This is a genomic window from Massilia aurea (genome assembly GCF_040790145.1).
GTDB classification, from domain to species: domain Bacteria; phylum Pseudomonadota; class Gammaproteobacteria; order Burkholderiales; family Burkholderiaceae_D; genus Telluria; species Telluria aurea_C.
On record NZ_JBFMMP010000004.1, the window covers coordinates 133,366 to 151,996 of the forward strand.

15 protein-coding genes are annotated in these 18,631 nt (G+C 56.9%); 9 read left to right on the forward strand and 6 right to left on the reverse strand.

Features of this window, described 5'->3' with window-relative positions; genetic code table 11:
* The 6 genes from flgG to flgB form a co-directional block, all read right to left on the reverse strand.
* Window positions 1–783 carry a flagellar basal-body rod protein FlgG gene (gene flgG, locus AB2N08_RS08810; protein WP_367610262.1) on the reverse strand — a complete coding sequence of 261 codons (783 nt, stop codon included), beginning with the start codon at window positions 781–783 and terminating at the stop codon, window positions 1–3.
* 64 nt (window positions 784–847) lie between these two features.
* Window positions 848–1,588 carry a flagellar basal-body rod protein FlgF gene (gene flgF, locus AB2N08_RS08815; RefSeq protein ID WP_367610263.1) on the reverse strand — a complete coding sequence of 247 codons (741 nt, stop codon included), beginning with the start codon at window positions 1,586–1,588 and terminating at the stop codon, window positions 848–850.
* Window positions 1,589–1,722: 134 nt separating this feature from the next.
* Window positions 1,723–3,249 (reverse strand): flagellar hook protein FlgE, encoded by a 1,527-nt coding sequence (locus AB2N08_RS08820; protein WP_367610264.1) that lies wholly within the window; start codon window positions 3,247–3,249, stop codon window positions 1,723–1,725.
* Between the two features lie 41 nt (window positions 3,250–3,290).
* Window positions 3,291–4,007 carry a flagellar hook assembly protein FlgD gene (locus AB2N08_RS08825; RefSeq protein ID WP_367610265.1) on the reverse strand — a complete coding sequence of 239 codons (717 nt, stop codon included), beginning with the start codon at window positions 4,005–4,007 and terminating at the stop codon, window positions 3,291–3,293.
* 18 nt (window positions 4,008–4,025) lie between these two features.
* Window positions 4,026–4,427, reverse strand: coding sequence for a flagellar basal body rod protein FlgC (gene flgC / locus AB2N08_RS08830; RefSeq protein ID WP_367610266.1), 402 nt, complete (start codon window positions 4,425–4,427; stop codon window positions 4,026–4,028).
* 11 nt (window positions 4,428–4,438) lie between these two features.
* Complete coding sequence (gene flgB / locus AB2N08_RS08835) at window positions 4,439–4,855, reverse strand: flagellar basal body rod protein FlgB (protein ID WP_367610267.1); 417 nt, start codon at window positions 4,853–4,855, stop codon at window positions 4,439–4,441.
* Between the two features lie 167 nt (window positions 4,856–5,022).
* On the opposite strand from flgB, the gene flgA reads away from it, so the two are divergent.
* The 9 genes from flgA to AB2N08_RS08880 all read left to right on the forward strand — a co-directional run bounded on the left by flgA (window position 5,023) and on the right by AB2N08_RS08880 (window position 18,350).
* Window positions 5,023–5,721, forward strand: coding sequence for a flagellar basal body P-ring formation chaperone FlgA (gene flgA / locus AB2N08_RS08840; RefSeq protein ID WP_367610268.1), 699 nt, complete (start codon window positions 5,023–5,025; stop codon window positions 5,719–5,721).
* A 118-nt stretch (window positions 5,722–5,839) separates the two neighbouring features.
* Window positions 5,840–6,154: a flagellar biosynthesis anti-sigma factor FlgM gene (gene flgM, locus AB2N08_RS08845; RefSeq protein WP_367610269.1), complete on the forward strand. Its 315-nt coding sequence runs from the start codon at window positions 5,840–5,842 to the stop codon at window positions 6,152–6,154.
* 3 nt (window positions 6,155–6,157) lie between these two features.
* Entirely contained in the window at window positions 6,158–6,628 is a 471-nt protein-coding gene (locus AB2N08_RS08850) for a flagella synthesis protein FlgN (protein WP_367610270.1), read from the forward strand.
* A 174-nt stretch (window positions 6,629–6,802) separates the two neighbouring features.
* Window positions 6,803–8,035, forward strand: a complete 1,233-nt coding sequence (locus tag AB2N08_RS08855) for a GGDEF domain-containing protein (RefSeq protein ID WP_367610271.1) — start codon at window positions 6,803–6,805, stop codon at window positions 8,033–8,035.
* 94 nt (window positions 8,036–8,129) lie between these two features.
* Window positions 8,130–8,474, forward strand: a complete 345-nt coding sequence (locus AB2N08_RS08860; protein ID WP_367610272.1) for a hypothetical protein — start codon at window positions 8,130–8,132, stop codon at window positions 8,472–8,474.
* Window positions 8,475–9,136: 662 nt separating this feature from the next.
* Window positions 9,137–10,174 carry a DUF4214 domain-containing protein gene (locus tag AB2N08_RS08865; RefSeq protein WP_367610273.1) on the forward strand — a complete coding sequence of 346 codons (1,038 nt, stop codon included), beginning with the start codon at window positions 9,137–9,139 and terminating at the stop codon, window positions 10,172–10,174.
* A 170-nt stretch (window positions 10,175–10,344) separates the two neighbouring features.
* The gene (locus AB2N08_RS08870) at window positions 10,345–12,213 is read left to right on the forward strand and encodes a glycosyltransferase family 2 protein (RefSeq protein ID WP_367610274.1); all 1,869 of its coding nucleotides are present in this window, start codon (window positions 10,345–10,347) and stop codon (window positions 12,211–12,213) included.
* Between the two features lie 15 nt (window positions 12,214–12,228).
* Window positions 12,229–14,586 carry a glycosyltransferase family 2 protein gene (locus AB2N08_RS08875; RefSeq protein ID WP_367610275.1) on the forward strand — a complete coding sequence of 786 codons (2,358 nt, stop codon included), beginning with the start codon at window positions 12,229–12,231 and terminating at the stop codon, window positions 14,584–14,586.
* An 83-nt stretch (window positions 14,587–14,669) separates the two neighbouring features.
* Window positions 14,670–18,350, forward strand: a complete 3,681-nt coding sequence (locus tag AB2N08_RS08880) for a hypothetical protein (RefSeq protein ID WP_367610276.1) — start codon at window positions 14,670–14,672, stop codon at window positions 18,348–18,350.
* Window positions 18,351–18,631: the final 281 nt, after the last annotated feature.

Genomic DNA, 18,631 nt, shown 5'->3' on the forward strand with positions numbered 1-18,631 from the left:
TTAAAGCTGCGACAGTTTTTGCAGCATCTGGTCGGACGTCGTGATCGCCTTGCTGTTGATCTCGTAGGCGCGCTGGGTCTGGATCATGGCGACCATTTCCTCGACCACATTGACGTTCGACGATTCCACGTAGCCCTGCATGATGTTGCCGGCGCCGTTGGTGCCCGGCACGTTCAGGTTCGGGTTACCCGAGGCAGTGGTTTCGGTGTACAGGTTCTCGCCGCGCGACTCGAGGCCGGCCGGGTTGATGAAGGTGGCCAGTTGCAGCGCGCCGATCTGGGTAGTGCCGGTTTCGCCGGCGACATTGACCGACACGGTGCCGTCACGGCCGACCGTGATCGACGAGGCATTGATCGGCACGGTGATCGGCGGCTGGATGACGAAGCCGCTCGAGGTAACCAATTGACCGTTCTGATCCTTTTGGAACGAGCCGTCGCGGGTGTAGGCCTGGGTGCCGTCCGGCATCAGCACCGGGAAGTAGCCGGGGCCGTTGACCATCACGTCCTTGTCGTTGCCGGTCAGCTGGGGATTACCCTGGGTGTGGATGCGCTCGGTAGCGACGGTGCGCACACCGGTACCGATCTGCAGGCCCGAAGGCAGGTTGGTTTGCTGGGACGACTGCGCACCTGGCTGGCGCACGTTCTGGTACAGCAGATCCTCGAACACGGCGCGCGACTTCTTGAAGCCGTTGGTGCTGACGTTGGCGAGGTTGTTCGAGATAACGTCCAGATTGGTCTGCTGGGCTTCCAGGCCGGTCTTGGCGATGTAGAGCGAACGGATCATTGCATTCTCCTATTGGTGGTAGGCGAAGGCCTCCACGGACAATAGAATTATGCAGCGGCAACACTTAATTCAAAGCGAGGATCTGGGTGGCTTTCGCCGCGTTGTTCTCGGCGTTCTTCAGCAAGCTCATTTGGGTATCGAAAGAACGTGCCAAAGCAATCATGTTGACCATGCAATCGACGGGATTGACGTTGCTGCCCTCGAGCGCGCCGCCCGCCACCTGCACGGTGGGGTCGGCCTGGACCGGGGCGCCGGTCTTCATGCGAAACAAGCCGTCGTCGCCACGCACCAGGTCGCCTTCTGGCGGATTGACCAGTTTCAGGCGACCGATCACGGCCGGCGCGGCCGGGGTGTCGACGCTGGAGATGGTGGAAATGGTGCCGTCGCCGCCGACCGTCACGGTGGCGTCGGGCGGGATCGTGATCGGCCCACCTTCGCCGGCGATCGTCTGGCCGTTTGCAGTCTGCAGCACGCCGTTCGGGCTCATCTGGAGCGAACCGTTGCGGGTGTAGGCCTCGGAACCGTCGGGCATCTGCACCGCCAGCCAGCCCTGCCCCTTGACCGCCACATCCAGGTCGCGCCCCGTCACTTGCAGCGGACCGGCCGCGAAGTCGTTGCCGGCCGTGGAGTCGACCACGAACGCGCGGGTCGGCATGCCCGGGCCCTGCACCGGCGCCGCGCGGAACATGTCGATCTGGGCGCGAAAGCCCGTCGTGCTTACGTTGGCCAGGTTGTTGGACGTGGTGGCTTGCTGCTCGAGGATGTGCTTGGCGCCGGAGGCGGCGGTGTAGATCAGGCGGTCCATGATGTGTTCCTTGATGTGTTACCACGTCGTTCCCGCGAAGGCGGGAACCTAAGTTTGTTTGCGTTACCGATACAGTTTGCTTTCGTGGCTGCGCTAGCAAACTTGGATCCCCGCCTTCGCGGGGATGACGTGCATTAACGCAGATTCACCAGCGTCTGCAGCACCGAATCCTGCGTCTTGATCGTCTGCGCATTGGCCTGATACACGCGCTGCGCCGTGATCATGTTGACCAGCTCGGCCGTCAAGTCGACGCTCGACGCTTCGGTGGCCGACGATTGCAGCACGCCCAGGCCGCCCGTACCGGCAGTGCCCATCAGCGGGATGCCGGAATCGGACGATTCGGCCCAGGCATTGTTACCCAGCGGCTGCAGGCCGTTCGGGTTGGTGAAGTTGGCAAGCACGACCTGGCCCAAAACCTTGGTCTGGCCATTGCTGTACTGGCCCAGGATGCTGCCGTCGGCGCCGGTGGAGAAGCGCTGCAGCGAACCCGGCTTGTAACCATCCTGCGCCAGGAACTTCTCGCTGGTGGTAGTGCCGTACTGGGTGGTGCCGGCGAAGTCGATCTCCACTGGCAGGTTCAGCTCGGCGCCGGTCGATGGGACGATCGGGATGTCGATATTGAACTTGCCGGCGGTGCCGGTGCTGGCCAGGTTCAGCGCGCCATTGGTGTCGAACTTGAGCGTACCGATCGATTTCGGCTCCATCTTGAGCGCCTTGGCAATCGCGGCGTCGATCTGCAGCGGGGTTGCGCCCGGCACGGCGGCGGCGGTCGCGGCGGCGGCGCGCACTTCGGCCAGGTTGTCGGCGGTGGCCAGGTTGCCGGCGCCGGCGACGACCGCATTGGCGGCGTCGGTGGCATAGGTGGCGATGGTGCTGGCCAGGTCGGCGGCCACTGGCGGCACGACCTTGCTGGCGGTATCCCAGGCGGTACGCGACGTGACGGCTGCCGGGTCGGTCTGGGCCTTGCCGATCGCGTCCAGCGCGCCGATTTCAGTGCCGTCCTTGGCCGCGTACACATTCCAGGTGCCGTCGCCGGTTGGCGACTTGACGTAGAAGGTCGACAGCGTGTGCGAGTTACCCAGCGTGTCGTACACGCTCATCGGCACCTGCTTGTTGTAGGTGTCCGGATCGGCCGGATCGAATTCGGTCTTTTTCGGCGTGGTCGTGCGCGAATCGAGCTGGAGCTGGATCTGCACTTCCGACGTGACCTTCGGCGGCTGGTCGGACGAATCGATTTTCAGTGGCACGGCGGTGCCGGCGGCCAGCAGGCCGTTGGCGCCCAGGCCATAACCGGTGAGCTTGGCGCCCTGGGCATTGACAATAAAGCCCTCTTTGTCGAGCGAGAACTGGCCATTGCGCGAATACTGCGTCACGCCAGCCTGCTCGATGCGGAAGAAACCGGCGCCGTTGATGGCGATATCGAGCGGGTTGCTGGATGCTTCCACGTTACCCTGCGTAAACTGCTGGGCGATGGCGGCGGTTTTCACGCCGATGCCGGCGGTCATGCCGCCCGCGCCGTTGAGCGCATTGGCATACACGTCGGCGAACTGGGTGGTCGAACCCTTGAAGCCGACCGTGCTGGCGTTGGCGATGTTGTTACCGATAACGTCCAGCGATTTGGCAGCAGCGTTCAAGCCGCTCAGGCCTTGTTGGAAAGACATAGTAATGCTCCAGTATAAGGTGAGTCAGTAAGCGGCTTGGCTTACAGCACTTGTTTAATATCGGCCAGGGAGACAGCGCCCTTGCCCGGCAGGTTCAGCTTGACGCCGTCCTTGCCATTCGTCGTGACGCTGGCCACGCTGTCGAATGACAGGGTCTTGGCGTCGGTGAGCTGTTCGCCGCCGCGTGAAGCAACCACGCGGAAGGTATAGCTCCCATCGGGCAACACGACCGGCTTGCCGTCGGCGTCCAGATTGTTGGGGTCGGCGATGCCATCCCAGGCGACCGGCACGATCCCGGCTTCCTGCTCGCCCAGGTCAATTGCCGCCACATCCTTGCCCGTGGCCTTGTCGACGATGATGACCTGCAGCGAGTCGGCCGGGCTTTCCAGCTCCACGCCCAGGATGGCCTGGCTCTTCGAGAGCAGGATGCCGTCGCCTTCGACCAGCACGCCATGGCCGATCAGATTGGTGGCCGACAGCGATTCGCTCGACTGGTAGCTGGCTTTGAGCGACTCCAGCGTGGTGTTGAGTTTGTTCACGCCGGTGACGGTCTGCAGCTGGGCCAGCTGGCTGGTCATCTGCGCGTTGTCCATCGGGTTCAGGGGATCCTGGTTCTTCAACTGGGTCACGAGCAGGGTCATGAATTTGTCGGTGTCGGCCTGGACGCTGTCTTCGGCGGTCTTCGCCTTGGCATTCATGGTCGCCTGCAGGCTGGAAATGTCGGACGTTGCGGTCGAGCTGGTGATTGGGCTGGTCATGGTATCGATCTACGGGGCTTATTGGCCGATGGTCAGGGTCTTGAGCAGCATGGTCTTGGCTGCATTCATGGTTTCGACGTTGGTCTGGTACGAGCGCGAGGCGGACAGCATGTTCACCATCTCGTCGACCACGTTCACGTTCGGCATCGACACATAGCCCTTGTCGTCGGCCATTGGATGCTTGGGGTCGTACACCTGCTTGAGCGGCGACGGGTCTTCGACCACTTCGCGCACCCGCACGCCGGTGGCGCCCGACGCGCTGGGCACCGACTCGAACACGACCGACTTGGCGCGGTAGGCTTCGCCCGATGGCGACGTGGCGCTGTCGGCATTGGCCAGGTTGCTGGCGACCGTGTTCAGGCGCTGCGCCTGGGCGCTCATGGCCGAACCGGACACGTTAAAGATATTAAATAGCGACATGCGTAAGCTCCTTATTGGCCCTGGATCGCGCTCAGCAGACCCTTGATCTGGCTGTTGATCATCATGATCCCGGCCTCGTAGCGCAGCGCGTTGTCGGCGAACTGGTTGCGCTCGACGTCCATGTCGACCGTGTTGCCGTCGACGCTGCCCTGCACCACGCCGCGGTACAGCACCGGGGTGCCGTTGGCCAGCGTGTCGCCGGTGGCGGTGCCGCGTGCCATATGGCTGGTGTTCGTGGTGTTCATTGCACCGCCCGGCTTGCTGCCTGCCATCGCCCCCTGCAACGCGGCCGCGAAGTCGATATCGCGCGCCTTGTAGTTAGGGGTGTCGGCATTGGCGATATTGGACGCCAGCAGTTCCTGGCGCTGCGAGCGCAGGGACAATGCCGTTTCGTTGTAACGCATGTAGTCGTCGAGTTTGCCGATCATGCCGCCTCCGGGCTGTACTTTGTTGGGACAGAAGCGATCATACGGTTCGCTTCGCCACACCAATCGACGGAGAAGAGCGGGCATTCCCCCCGCTATTCAAAGTTTCACTACGGAATCATTGGACCTAAGATAGCAGCATTCCCGAATCGTTGGTCAACCGCCAAACCATGAAATCTCAACTTGTCGCTTTTTCGCTGCTCGCCCTGTTAGTGAGTGGTGCACAAGCCCAGCAGGGCGCGAACAACCGCCAGAAACCCGACGCCGTGCGCGCCGTGGTGGAGCAATTTTTGGCCACCCAGAGCGCCGGCTTGCCGGGCCAGGTGAGCGTGAAGGTGGGCGTGATCGACCAGCGCCTGAACCTGCCGGCCTGCCCGGCGCCGGAAGCCTTCCAGCAACCGGGCGCCCGCCCCTGGGGCAAGACGACCGTGGGCGTGCGCTGCACGGCGCCGGCGTGGACGATGTATGTCCAGGCCCAGGTGAGCGTGGTGGCCGAGTATGTCGCCGCCGGCGTGCCGCTGGCCCAGGGCCAGCCGTTGTTGCAAAGTCATCTGGTGATGGTCAAAGGCGATATCGCCGCCATGCCGAACGGGATCATCACCGACATGGCGCAGGCGCTGGGCCGTACGCCCACCGTGTCGCTGCCGGCCGGCACCGCACTGCGCACTGACTCCCTGCGCAGCCAGGCCGTGATCAAGCAGGGCCAGGCGGTACGACTGGTATCGCGCGGCTCGAACTTTTCGGTGAGCAGCGAAGCCAAGGCCATCAACAACGCCAGCGACGGCCAGGTGGTGCAGGTGCGTACCATCGCCGGCCGCGTCATCAGCGGCACGGCGCGCCAGGACGGGACGGTAGAAATAGTTCTGTAAAGTATTTGTGATTTTCTCTTCGCCGAATTTGCGTTGATTGCTAAAGTTTGTAAAGGCGCAGCCGTTACAACAAGCAGATCCCGGAGCTTGTGCTCCGCGCACCGAGAAGGATGAAGCCATGAAAATCAACGATACGCTCAAGAGCAACCCAGGCCTTCAACCCGCCACCACGCAAACGAACAACGCGCGTGGCGCCGACAAGGCCGCAACAACCGCCCCCCTGACCGGGGCGCAGACCGACAGCGTGCGCCTGTCCTCGCAAGGCCAGGCCATGGCAAGCAGCATCGGTGGCGGCGCCGCCGTATTCGACGCCAAGAAAGTAGAACGTATCAAGATGGCCATCGCCGATGGTCAGTTCCAAGTCAACTCCGAGAAAGTGGCTGACGGATTGCTAGAAACCGTACGCGACTTGCTCCATTCGAGACAACGCTAAACCATGACCACCAGCCCGTTCCAGACCATCGCCGCCGAACACCATCACCTCACCGCCCTCCTGGCGTTGATGAAGCAGGAACAGCAATCGCTGGTATCGCTCGATGCCGATACCCTGGCAACGCTGACCACGCGCAAGAATGCGATGCTGGCCGATCTGGCCTCATTGTCGCAACAGCGCCACGCGGCGCTGGCCGCAGCAGGCTGCGACGCATCGGAAGCGGGCATGGAACCCTGGTTGGCAGTCAATGGCGACGGCGATGTACGGCAACAGTGGGAGCGCATGCTCGATGCAGCGCGCGAAGCAAAAGAACTCAACCGCGTCAATGGCATGCTGATCAACAAGCAGCTGGCGCACAACCAGGGCGTGCTCAACGCCCTGCGTACCCCGACCAACGCACCGAGCGGCACCATCTACGGCGCCAGCGGCCAGACCATGGGCGTGGGTGTCTCCAAACGGTATGTCGTGGGGTAACTTGCCTTGATGAGCAAGGCGACGGGCGTGGCCTATTGCCGTAATTTCAAGTAGTTGCGAGATAGCGACAAATCAACACCCTGCCCGCATGCGAGGACGGCATAATACCGGCTCAGTTCGGTTATCCCATCCTTGTCATCCACTGCGCACCCCGTTGCGCCAGGCCCGTTCGCCATGCTCGCCACCCAGCAGATTTTCCTGATTGCGTCTCTTCTCTGCTTTTTGGTCTATCTGGCGCTGGTCTCGGCTGGCTCGCAAACCTTGCGCGGCATGCGCGCCATGCGCTCGGCAGCACTGCTGGGCCTGCTCGGCAACCTGCTGTATGCCTTCGGCCGCGAACTGCCGCCCGTGTTCGCTTACGAGTTAGCGAACATTTCATATTCGGCGTCCGGTGCGGCCCTCGCCGCCGGCTACCGCCAGCTCTCCGGGCGCGCGCTCCATGTCAAGGTGCTGACACTGCTGGTGGGCGCGGTGGGCATTCTCACGACGCTGTTTCATTACTGGCTCGACTCGTTCGCCTTGCGCAGCGCCGTCGTCTCGCTGTTCCAGGCCGGCATCTGCATCGACATTGCGCACAGCGTGCTTGCCGGCCGCGGCGAGCAGCAGCGCCGCGCGCATGGCCAGGCGCACCTGCAAGGCCCAGGCCAGCTGCACGTGCAGCGCTTTGTCCTGCTGATGTGCGCGCTGGTCGCCGGCGGGCACGGGGTGCGCATGCTGTGGCTGCTGGTAGCGGCCGATCCACCGACGTCGCTCCTGCAACCCAGTACCGCCAGCCTGGCAATCCTGACCGTCGCCGCGCTGGCGCTGCCCGCGCTGACCCTGGGCGGCCTGCTGACCTTGCACCGCCACATCGTGCACCAGGCCGAATACATCGCCAACCACGACCACCTGACCGGCGCCTGGTCGCGCAAGGCCTTCTTCGAGATCGCCGAGCGCGAAGTAACTCTGAGCCAGCGCCGCCGCCAGCCGCTGGCCCTGATGCTGATCGACCTTGACCACTTCAAAGCCATCAACGACAGCGCCGGCCACGAAGCGGGCGACAGCGCGCTGCAACTGGTGGCCACCCGCGCGCGCGACACGCTGCGCCCCGTCGACTGCATCGCGCGCCTGGGCGGCGACGAATTCGCGGTCTTGCTGCCGGGCGCCGACCTGGCGCGCGCCAGCGCGGTCGGCAATGCGCTGGCCGCAACGCTGCGCGAGGCCGCCAGCAACCTGCCGGCCGCGCAACGCCGGCTGACCCTGAGCATTGGCGTGACGATCACGCTGGATAACGAAGAATTCAAGACCACGCTGGCGCGCGCCGATTCTGCGCTGTACGCCGCCAAGTCGGCCGGGCGCGACCAGGTGATTGCGCTGGCGCCACCGCTGCACGCGTCGCGTTCGGTGCAGATGTCGGCCAGCTACTGAGGACAAATCCTACGTTGTTACGATCTTTGCTCCTATTGGGACCGGGGAACGGCGTACCCAGATGCTTTCCATACCAACGAACCAGGAGAGCAGCATGAACGACAACAACCGCAAAGATTCGAAAGACAACGGCCTGCGCCAGGACGGCCCGGACGCGTATGCCGGCTTCGTGGCAGATGATGCCGATGGCGACTCGAGCATCGGGCACCGCGACGGCGGCAACAAGGCTGGCAACAGCCAGTCTGGGATCAATAGCAATTTCGCGCAAGCGTCACCTGAAAGCAATGTCGGCCCGGCCGGCGCGGCGCAGGTGAGTCATGGAAACGCGACTGGCGATGTGCCGGGCGGCACGCGGGGGAAGGCGCCGGGTGAGCGAAACAAGCAGGCGGCTGATGTTGATGCGGCAACGCCTGCGGTAAAGCCCGAGCGTCAGGACTGATTGATCAATCCACGGCGAGCGCCAATGCTCGCCGTTTGTACGATTGCACCTCCTCCTCGCATGCGGCGCCCGGTCGTTTGCAGTCTGCTCATATATCCCTCCCAGTCATGTGCGGCTTCCTGCGCCCTTCTCAAGTCATTCTGACAAGTCCAAGCCGAAAATCCGGCCACTAACAATCGTCATATGTTGTATTTGCTGATTATTGAACAAATAATCTGCTGCACTGCACGATTGTTTTGTATTTCGATCGTTGGTCGCGGTAAAGTTACTTTTGAAAAACAATTCCAACCTCCTGTAATTACAGGACTATTTCGATTTCCTCCTGTAGAAATATAGGAACATTGAGACATTCGGTGAGAATTTTCATACATTTACACTGTAGAATCGCAGCGCGACCGTAATGGATTCTGGAACGAAAATTCGAACGCTGTTGTGACTTTTAGGTACACGTCGAGCAATCCAAACAATTTGTTTGGGCAACAACATATCTCGGGTATCTGGATGTACTAAATCTCAACCAAGATATGGCTTGCAAGAATTAGTCATGTCTTGGTTGAACAATTTCTAAGGTGCGTCGTGCGAGGGCTGAAGGTTGGCCGTCCAATTTGTCCCCTGGAGCACCCGGCGAAACCGGGAAACTTTAATCCTTTTAGGAGTAGTTAATGTACGAAAGCAATGCCCAAGCAGTCAGCAATCAGCTGACCGCAACCTCGACCCAAGTCTTCAACGCCGATACCATCTCGCAGATCCTGTCGCTGGTGTCGTCGCCAACCGACACGACCGTCGTCGTCGATAGCACCACCGTTGCTAACAACGCCACGATCAGCGGCGCTGCTGGTGTTGAAGTCCTGTTCGTCACCACCTCGCCTAACGCAGTGACCAATGTCACCCTGACTGGCGACACCCCAGTCGTGTTCTTCCAGGGCGCTGGTGGCGTGAATGCTACGGTTGGTACCGCTACTCCTAACACCGCTGAAGCTGGCTCGTCGCAGGCAGTCGTTGCCGGCGTGGACATCGAACGCGTCATCGTTGGCACCGCAGGCGCCGACACCATCACCATCGTTGACGGCAAGAACACCCAAGTCATCGTTGGCGACAAGGACGTGGTCGTTGCAGGCACTGGCCAACTGGTCGTGAACGCAACCCAGGGCACCAGCAAAGTCACCGGTAACGACGAGACGGTCATCGTGGTCGCTGGCGTTGAAGATGACTTCACCATCATCACCAACAATGGCCAATCGAAAGTCACCAACACGAAAACGAACGTGTCGGTTGAATTCACCGATGTCGACTTCGTCAAGCTGGATGGCACCGATGCGCTGATCTTCGCAGACAACGCTGACCAGGCTGTCGTTGCACACATTTACCAGGCTCTGCTGGGTCGTACCGCTGATGCTGGCGGTCTGGACTTCTGGTTCGACCGTGCTGACGACGGCGCTGCCCTGACCTCGATCGCCATGGGCTTCATGGACGCAGCCGAGTACACCGGTGAAACGCAGACCAACGCACAATTCATCGACTCGCTGTACGACGGCCTGCTGGACCGTGATGGCGATGCTGCCGGTACCGCGTTCTGGGTTGGTCAGCTGACCAACGGCATGTCGCGCGCTGCTGTCACCGTCAACTTCGTGGAAGCAGTGATGTCGGGTGTTGAGACCGAAATCGTCGGTAGCGTCACGATCGTCGATCCAATCGGCTAAGCAGTCGTAATATGCAGCAACCAAAAGGGGGCCCCGCCCCCTTTTTCCTCACTTCGTGCTCGTCCCGCTTGCGGGACGACGCACTATTAACGCGAGCGCTTGAACTGTTCGCGGCGGGCCAACACGCCGATGCGCTGCTGGCCTCCGAGTACGTATGCCGCCGCTTTCCCATGAAACGCATTCCAGCCATCTTGCGCGCCAAGATCCTGCAGACGGGCTATCCATTTTTAGCCGCCCGCGCATGGCACGCTGCCTGGATGACGGAAGCTGAAAACCCTTTACTACAAGACATCATGCTCCAGAGCTGGCTCAAGGACGGCGGCCGTGCCGACGTTGCCAGCCTGGGCCCTGCCTTTTTGCCAGCGCGCTGTCGCGCAGGCCAGCATGCAAGCCTGCTGCCTATTTTGCGCACGGCCGGCGTTGCCCATACGGGCGCCTGCTGGACCGCAGGCGACGCCATCGAAGCGATGGTTTTCATTGGCACCAGCAGTGCGACCGCGCCACGCGCGACCCTGCTTTTATCCGATGAAACCACGCAATATCAGTTTGACGTACCGGGTGACGGCACCCGAGTACGCCTGACGCCGCCGCGCGCCGGCGCCGCGTGGTCACTCACCCTGTTGCAACCCGATGGACGCCGCCAGTTGCTGCCCGGCTCGCCGTTGGCCTTTTACCCTGCACCATCGATCCGCGCCGGCGCCGCGCCTGACGCAATTGCGACAGGCGAACCACGGCCGGTGTCGATCGTCATACCGGTGTACCGCGACCTGGCGCTGGTGCGGGCCTGCATCGAGAGCGTCACGACCAGCCTGCCGCTGAACCGCACGCCCGCCCGTATCGTCGTCGTCGACGACGCCAGCCCGGAGCCAGCCGTTTCGGCCTGGCTCGACAAGCAGGCTGCCAACGGCGCGATTACGCTGCTGCGCAACCCGTGCAACCTTGGTTTTATCGAAACGGTGAACCGCGGCATGCGCGCTTTCAATGACCACGATGTCATGCTGCTCAATGCCGACACGCAGGTGCACGGCGACTGGATCGACCGCCTGGCCACTGCCCTCTACGCCACGCCTGATGTGGCGTCGGTGACGCCCTGGACCAACAACGGCGAGATCAGCAGTTTCCCGGTGATCAGCCAGGCCGCGCCGGCGCCCGACACGCGCGAACTCGCGCTAATCGACCAGACCGCCGCCGCCGTGCGCGCGGGCCCAGGCGGCGCCGACATCGAATTGCCGTCATGCTGCGGCTTCACGATGCTGATCCGCCGCACGGTACTCGACGCCATCGGCATGCTCGACGGCACCGCGCTGGTGCGCGGTTACGGCGAAGAAGTCGACTGGTGCGTACGTGCACGCACCGCCGGCTGGCGCCATCTGCAAGCCACGGGTGTGTTCGTCGCGCACGAAGGCACGGTGTCGTTCCGCGCCGAGAAAACCTTGCGCGTGGCACAGAACCGCGGCGTGGTCGTGGCGCGCTATCCCGACTATTACGGCGAGTTCGCCGCCTTCCAGCGCAACGACCCGCTGTCTGGCGCGCGCGACTTGCTGCGCGCCGCGCTTGGGCAATCGCGCGCAGCCGGATGGCTGCGCAAGGCAGAAACGGCCGAGCCGACTGCTGCGTTGCCCAACACTGTGGCGAAGAAGCCGCTGCCGGCCAATTTGCCGGCGTTAGCGTCGTCGTACAACCGCGTCGCCATCTGGCGCCACGATCCGCTGGCGCCGTCGGCGCGTATGGTTTTGGCACTGGCCCGCATGATTGCCAGCCGACCACAGCTGCGGTTGCGCCTGCTCGTCATCGGGTCTGCCAGCGATGCGCTGCTGCACACGGGCGTGATCGACCAGATTCCAGAACTGATGGGCGAAGCCTTGTCGCTTCTGGACGATCTGCGCCTGCTTCAAATTGCCGGCTGCCGCGCCGTGCTGACCGCTTCCCCAGCGGGCTTGCCCTCCAAGGTGCGCCCCGTACTTCTCGACGACAGCTTCGATGCTGCCGCGTGGCTGAACGACTGGATGTCCCGCAACCCAGGTGCCAAGGCTGCCTGACTCTCCTTTTTCGTAATGAACACCGAATCTGTATTACCTGATGGCGCTACCGCAGTCGCGGTGCGATGGCATGGCGTAGTTGATGGAATCCACGAAAAACTGGTTTATGGTTGGGCCGTCGACGCAGAGCGGCCAAACAGCCGCGTCGTCGTCGAAGTGTGCCTCGATGACGAGCCGATCGCCAGCATCATCGCCGATGTTGCCCGATCCGACTTGGCAGACAATTTCGCTGCACTCGGTGCCTCTGATGTCTGCCATGGCTTCGTGGCCGATCTTGGCGTGTTGCCGGAACGGTCGAGCGGCGTCATTTCCACACGTATCGCCAACACCACCGCACTACTCACCGGCCATGTGCGTCTGAGTCAACCAACGACGCCGCCGGCAGCTGCCATCAACACCGTCATTGGCGACGGCGGCCTGCGCCTGCACGGCTGGGCGCTAGACCCGGCCGATCCGAAGCGTACGTTGACGGTGCGGGCATTTGTCGGCAATGACATGGTGGCGCAGGCGGAAGCAAACATCATTCTTCCATTGATGCGCGGGTATATCGACGGCGCCCATGGCTTTGATCTCGCCCTGCCCGCCTCGCTCGCAGATGGCGCGGTGCACAGCGTGCGAGTGGTGGACGAAGAAGGACGGCCACTCAATGGCAGCCCACTCCCGATTTGCTGCGCACTCGATGGTCTGGCCGGCCTGCTGCCTGCCGACGCCGATGAACTTTTGCTGAACGTCGCCGACATTTATCAACGGCACCTGCCGCGTAGCCTTCCGATGTCGGCCTGGCCTGAATGGTCGGCCCGCTTTGATCGGGAAGGCCCGACATTGCTGCCAACTTTGAGCACCGCCATTATTATCACGGGCGAGGCGGATGCGGCACAGCTGGAACGCACGATCGCTAGTGTGAACGCGCAGCACGGCATGTCCGTGCGGATGTTCACTGGCCAGCCCTTCCCGGCGCTACTGGCGCAGGCTTTGGTATCAGACAGCGATGTTATTTGCTGCATCCGCGCAGGAGATGTCTTAGCGCAGCACGCCTTGGCCTATGCATTACAGGGTTTTACATTGCCATGTATCAAGATCGTGTATACCGACAGCGAATTTGAAGGCCGACCATGGTTTAAACCGGCGTGGAATCCCGACTACGCGCTGGCGAGCGATTATCCGCTCGATTTGCTGCTGGTACGCAGCGTGATTGCACGAGATTTGCAGCGCATAGCAACGGCGGCCGAATTTGTGTGGGACTCATTGGCAGCGGTGTGGCATGAAAGCGCGACCAGTATTGTGCACGTACCGCGAGTATTAGTGCGGGTGCAGTCGCGCTTGAACGATGAAGAACGCAACGCACGCCTCAATGCGGCCAGGCGCGCATTGCTTACAGTTCAGCCAACAGCGCTGCTTGAAGAGCTACCAAACGCACCGCCCAACGTGGCACATGCAGCACGTCGCGTTCGCCACACGCTTCCAGATGCTGCGAGAGACATGATCGTCAGCTTGGTGATCCCAACGCGTGACCGTGTCGATTTGCTGCAAAGATGCATCAGTACGATTCAGCGGTTTACGGACTGGCCCAAGCTCGAGATCATCATCATCGACAATGGATCGACCGACGAGGCCACACACACCTATTTTGCGGAAATCGCAGAACAAGGTGTACGTGTCCTATCGATGCCAGGGCCATTCAACTATGCGGACCTGAACAATCGCGCGATCGCAAAAGCAGCTGGCGAAATTATCGGTTTCATAAACAACGACATTGAGGCGTTGCATGAAGGCTGGCTCGACGAAATCCTTGCACAGTTGGTGCGATCTGGAACTGGTGCAGTCGGTGCTAAGTTGTTGTGGCCAAATGGCATGGTTCAGCATGGTGGCGTATTGCTTGGCGTTGGCAACGTGGCTGGTCACTTTGGTAATCGGTTGGCCGATGATGACTGGGGCGACCATGGTCGAAACCAACTAGTACAACAAGTTAGTGGATGTACCGCGGCTTGCTTGTTCATGTTTAGGAAGGACTTCTTTGAGCTTGGCGAAATGGACGCGGATGCATTCCCAGTGGCATTCAACGACGTAGACCTTTGTTTAAAAATACGCGCCTCAGGCAGGGCAATTATATGGACTCCACATGCAAAACTACTACACGCGGAGTCAGCAAGCCGGGGACATGAGGATACACAGCAGAAAATGTCTCGAGCACAACGGGAGATTTTTAATCTTCGTCAGAAATGGGGAAGTGTGTTGCTGGACGACCCCGCATATCATCCAAGTTTGAACCTTGATCCAAATAGTCTTGCGTTTTCTGGGCTAGCAATTCCGCCTAGAAATCGAAGGCCACGAGATTCTGATTTTACAAATAAAATTATAACTAACAATACTTAACGTGCGATAGTATAAATAAGAAAATCCGATAACGCTAGAAAACGTCGGATAGCCAAACTACGGTTACTCTCTAAAATATAAATATGAAAAAAATTTCTGCACTCCTTTATTTAGAACCATGGACCGAAAATAAAAAGCCATGGTTTCGCCATTTTCCAATTCGAGCTATTTTTAATAAATTCGCCAATGCAATTAAAGCAGACGGCGGAACTGTTACGCTAGTTTGCGGAGAAGGTGCATATTTTCAAATTCTCGAAGGGGGATGGGGGTTCGCTGCATACGATAACGTCATTGTATTAGAAGAAAAAAAATTGAGGACAATTGCCTCAAGCTATTCAGATTTTTCTACTAAAGACCAAGAATCTCCATTGGCACTAGGAAAGTTGATGGCACAGAGTTTCCCAGAATTGATGACCAAAAAATATGATCTGGTAATAAATTGGGAATCTCGCGCTGAATATTTAAAGACTGTATTCAAGTCTACTCGAATATTCTATTTCTCTCCAGGGATGTTGAGTCGGGAACCGTACCCGTACCATATAACCGTAGATGCAGAAGGACTTTTTTCAGAATCTTGGTTGAATAAATTCTGGAACGAAGAAAAATTTGCTAAAAATCATGGGAACTCTAAGAGCAGTGCAATCGATAGCTTACTAGAATCAGTAGGACATATCCATGATTATCGATCGAAGACGGTAGTGCCGGCTGAATTGAAACGCAGATTAAAGAACTATCGGAAAAATTATTGCGTGCCGCTGCAAATTTCCGACTATTTCGCAACGTCGAACAAACAAACGGGCACTAAGCAGTGGGATTTCTTGATTTCCGTTCTTGAAGCGGCGCCAGCAGATGTAGGCATCGTAGTTACACATTATCTTTCTCCAGGATTGGAAGAACGCGTAGTATTACCGGACAATATTAATTATCTAAGCACTCGCTTTCCAAACTTAATCTATTCTACGGAATTGGACGAGTCAGGTTCCGCGTCGCAAGCGTTATTACCCTTGGTCGATGGGGTTATAACAATTTCGTCTTCGGTAGGTCTTCAAGCCAAGCTTTTAGGAAAAGATCTGATCACGGTGGGCGATTCTCACTTGTCGCGATTTTCTGATGGTGGTCTTGCAGATATCGGGAAATTGGATCTTTTAGCGAAGGATTGCTCGAGCTCTTTAAAATTTTTGCATGGCCGATATTTCTTACCAACCGATTTGATTTTCAAAAACCAAGGGACAGTCTCAAATTTTTTGAATAAGCTGCTAAAGTACAGATCTTCGGACATTCCTGAATTTTTCGATCAACGCGAACTGAAAGAATATTACGCAGAAAAATCGAATGAACTTTCTGAAGAATTTACTCGGAATCTCAAATCTAATCTCGGTCAAGCTTCCACACATGCATCTGTTTTACTTGATCGATTAGGTTCAAGCAAATACAAAACGGTATCATTCGATATTTTTGATACGTTAGTGCAGAGAGAGCTTTATTCGCCAGCAGCAGTTTTTGATATTGTTGCGCACAAAGCGCTCAATAGTGAGTTTGGTCCAGCATTTAAGAAGATGTTGCGGGAAAGCTCGTTCTCAAACTACCGTGACTTACGCATGGCTTCCGAACGAGAGGCAAGGCAAGATGTTGAAAGCCTAAATTTCGAGGACTGCAATTATGATGAAATTTTCACAAAGCTGCAGACATATTCAAAAGATTTAGGGTTAACCGAATTTTTAAAGCAAAGCGAACTCGCTTGCGAGATGGATGTAATCCAACCGCGAGTTCACGGAAGATTGCTTTACGATATAGCACGTGCATCCGGTCATAATGTTATATTTACTAGTGACATGTACCTTCCGGAAATTGTCATACGCCAAATACTGGAAAAATGTGATATTTACAATGGCGAAAAGATTTATGTCTCGTCCGAGATTCGTTTACGAAAGCATTCTGGAACATTATTTCTTTATATATTGAAGGATCTTCAACTGCTGCCAGACGAGCTGTTCCATATCGGTGATGCGCTCCATGGAGATTACACGGTACCAAAGCGATTTGGCATATCCTGCTCGCTTGTCCCAGCAGCGCGAGAGCTATGGATGCAAACTTACGGTCCGTCGTATCGGAAACGTGGAGCAGAAAATTTGACTGAGGAAGTCATTTTTGGTGGGCAGGCGATGACTTTGTATGATTTTCCATACTATGCAAATGAGCAACCCACGTTCTTCCGAGGCAGGCCCGAGCTTTTCGGCTATGCCGTAGCTGGCCCATTGCTAACAAGCTTGGCCGAGTGGGTGAAGGAAACCGTTAGCAGCAAAGGGATCGATCGCTTGTTTTTCTTCGCCCGCGACGGATTCGTAGTGAAGAATATCTATGAAAAGATTTCAGATCAATATACAACGTTAGACCGATACGAATACGTTAACGTTTCTCGCAGAGTGCTAGCCATCGCTGGAATTAGTGATTACGAGGACATTCTCGCCCTAACAAAACAACGTTTCGAATTAGCGCCATTGGAAGATTTTGTTCGAATCCGCTTTGGCATTGATCTATGGGCATTAACTAAAGATGAGTTGGATGAGGTTTTGCGTGATACATCTATTAAATCGCCCGCCCAGAAAATCACCACACGAACTCATCTGGCAGATTTAATTCTGATCGCACAGCGATTAGCAGGCAGAATTTTTATCTCCTCGGAAGAAATGCGTGGGAAAGTTAAGCGTTATTTCAAGGAAATTGGTCTTGAGCCGGAGGCGGGGAAGAACGTAGCCATATTTGACATTGGCTACTCGGCAAGTTTGCAGCGCTACATCGAGAAGATTTACGGGGTGAATTTTATCGATGGATTGTATTTTGCCACCTTTGTTGGGATCAAGTCGCTGTTCGAGCAAGGCGGGAAAGCATCAGGCTATGCTGGTGAGAATATTGACCCATCCCTTACTAGACATCAATATGTCCATGCGGTACATATTTTCGAAACTATTTTCAGTCATACGGTTGGAAGCACCTTTAATTATATTGAGACGGATAAAGGTACCGCAGCGGTGCTGACCAGCGAGCAATTATCATCAGGAAAAAATCATTTTGTTTCTCAGCTATGGACAGGTGTAGAAAAATTCCTTGGAACATATGAAAAATATAGGAGCTATGTTGACTGGACACAGTTCAATTGGGAACGGGCATTGAAGCCTTTTGACAGCTTTGTCGAGCATCCGAACCTAATCGATCTGTACATGCTAGACGATGTAAAATTCGAGAATTTATACTGCGGCGAACCGGCTTATCCAATTCTGTCATTTGCAGATCCGCACAGCTTTAGCTTATGGGGTCATGGCCAACATGTGCTTAAGAGTCAGCTTCAATATAATATTACCGATCTTGTTTCCGGTTTGGCTGTTGCCAAAAATTTTGAAAATTTAAATGAGTACTTAAGCATGCTATACGAAGAGCAATTTATAAAGAATTTGGTAAAAACTCATGCGACGGAGGTTGAAAAATTAGGCAAGACTGTTGCTGGCTTAAAAAAGCGCGAAATCTACTTACAATCTGCCATTGATAAAATCAGCAATCCAGATCAAATGGATCGGGAATACTTAATGAAAATGGCAAATATTTCCGAGGATGTGCTAATGAAGGATATAGAGAGATGGTTCTCATCAGAAAAATATTTGGAGGCTAATCCAGATGTCGCAAAAGCTGTCGAAGCTGGGGTAGTGCCATCGGCACTGGCTCACTATCGGTTCTATGGCTTACAGGAAGGTCGAAAAATTTCTCTGTAAAAATAATTATTTTTCACAAGTTGACAGATCTGAATGTCTTTTCAAGAATGATGTGATGATTATATAAAAGTTGACTGCGATCAATATAAAAAGCGATCGCCGTCAATTTATGGATCTCACATATTAAGATATCAATCTTACGATTCAGATTTTATTTAAAAAATAAGCTATTTCCTCGCTAATTTTCAATCTTTGAGTGTATTAAACAGTAGCAAATATTATTGCCTTTACCCGGACAGGGGCCAGCTACGACGAGGATTATGACCGCACAACACTGGAAA

Coding starts and splice junctions, on each gene's coding strand:
- flgG (WP_367610262.1), bottom strand. CDS start 783: ATGATCCGTTCGCTCTACATCGCCAAGACCGGCCTGGAAGCCCAGCAG.
- AB2N08_RS08825 (WP_367610265.1), bottom strand. CDS start 4,007: ATGACCAGCCCAATCACCAGCTCGACCGCAACGTCCGACATTTCCAGC.
- AB2N08_RS08855 (WP_367610271.1), top strand. CDS start 6,803: ATGCTCGCCACCCAGCAGATTTTCCTGATTGCGTCTCTTCTCTGCTTT.
- flgA (WP_367610268.1), top strand. CDS start 5,023: ATGAAATCTCAACTTGTCGCTTTTTCGCTGCTCGCCCTGTTAGTGAGT.
- AB2N08_RS08865 (WP_367610273.1), top strand. CDS start 9,137: ATGTACGAAAGCAATGCCCAAGCAGTCAGCAATCAGCTGACCGCAACC.
- AB2N08_RS08860 (WP_367610272.1), top strand. CDS start 8,130: ATGAACGACAACAACCGCAAAGATTCGAAAGACAACGGCCTGCGCCAG.
- AB2N08_RS08820 (WP_367610264.1), bottom strand. CDS start 3,249: ATGTCTTTCCAACAAGGCCTGAGCGGCTTGAACGCTGCTGCCAAATCG.
- AB2N08_RS08850 (WP_367610270.1), top strand. CDS start 6,158: ATGACCACCAGCCCGTTCCAGACCATCGCCGCCGAACACCATCACCTC.
- AB2N08_RS08870 (WP_367610274.1), top strand. CDS start 10,345: ATGAAACGCATTCCAGCCATCTTGCGCGCCAAGATCCTGCAGACGGGC.
- flgB (WP_367610267.1), bottom strand. CDS start 4,855: ATGATCGGCAAACTCGACGACTACATGCGTTACAACGAAACGGCATTG.
- flgM (WP_367610269.1), top strand. CDS start 5,840: ATGAAAATCAACGATACGCTCAAGAGCAACCCAGGCCTTCAACCCGCC.
- AB2N08_RS08880 (WP_367610276.1), top strand. CDS start 14,670: ATGAAAAAAATTTCTGCACTCCTTTATTTAGAACCATGGACCGAAAAT.
- flgC (WP_367610266.1), bottom strand. CDS start 4,427: ATGTCGCTATTTAATATCTTTAACGTGTCCGGTTCGGCCATGAGCGCC.
- AB2N08_RS08875 (WP_367610275.1), top strand. CDS start 12,229: ATGAACACCGAATCTGTATTACCTGATGGCGCTACCGCAGTCGCGGTG.
- flgF (WP_367610263.1), bottom strand. CDS start 1,588: ATGGACCGCCTGATCTACACCGCCGCCTCCGGCGCCAAGCACATCCTC.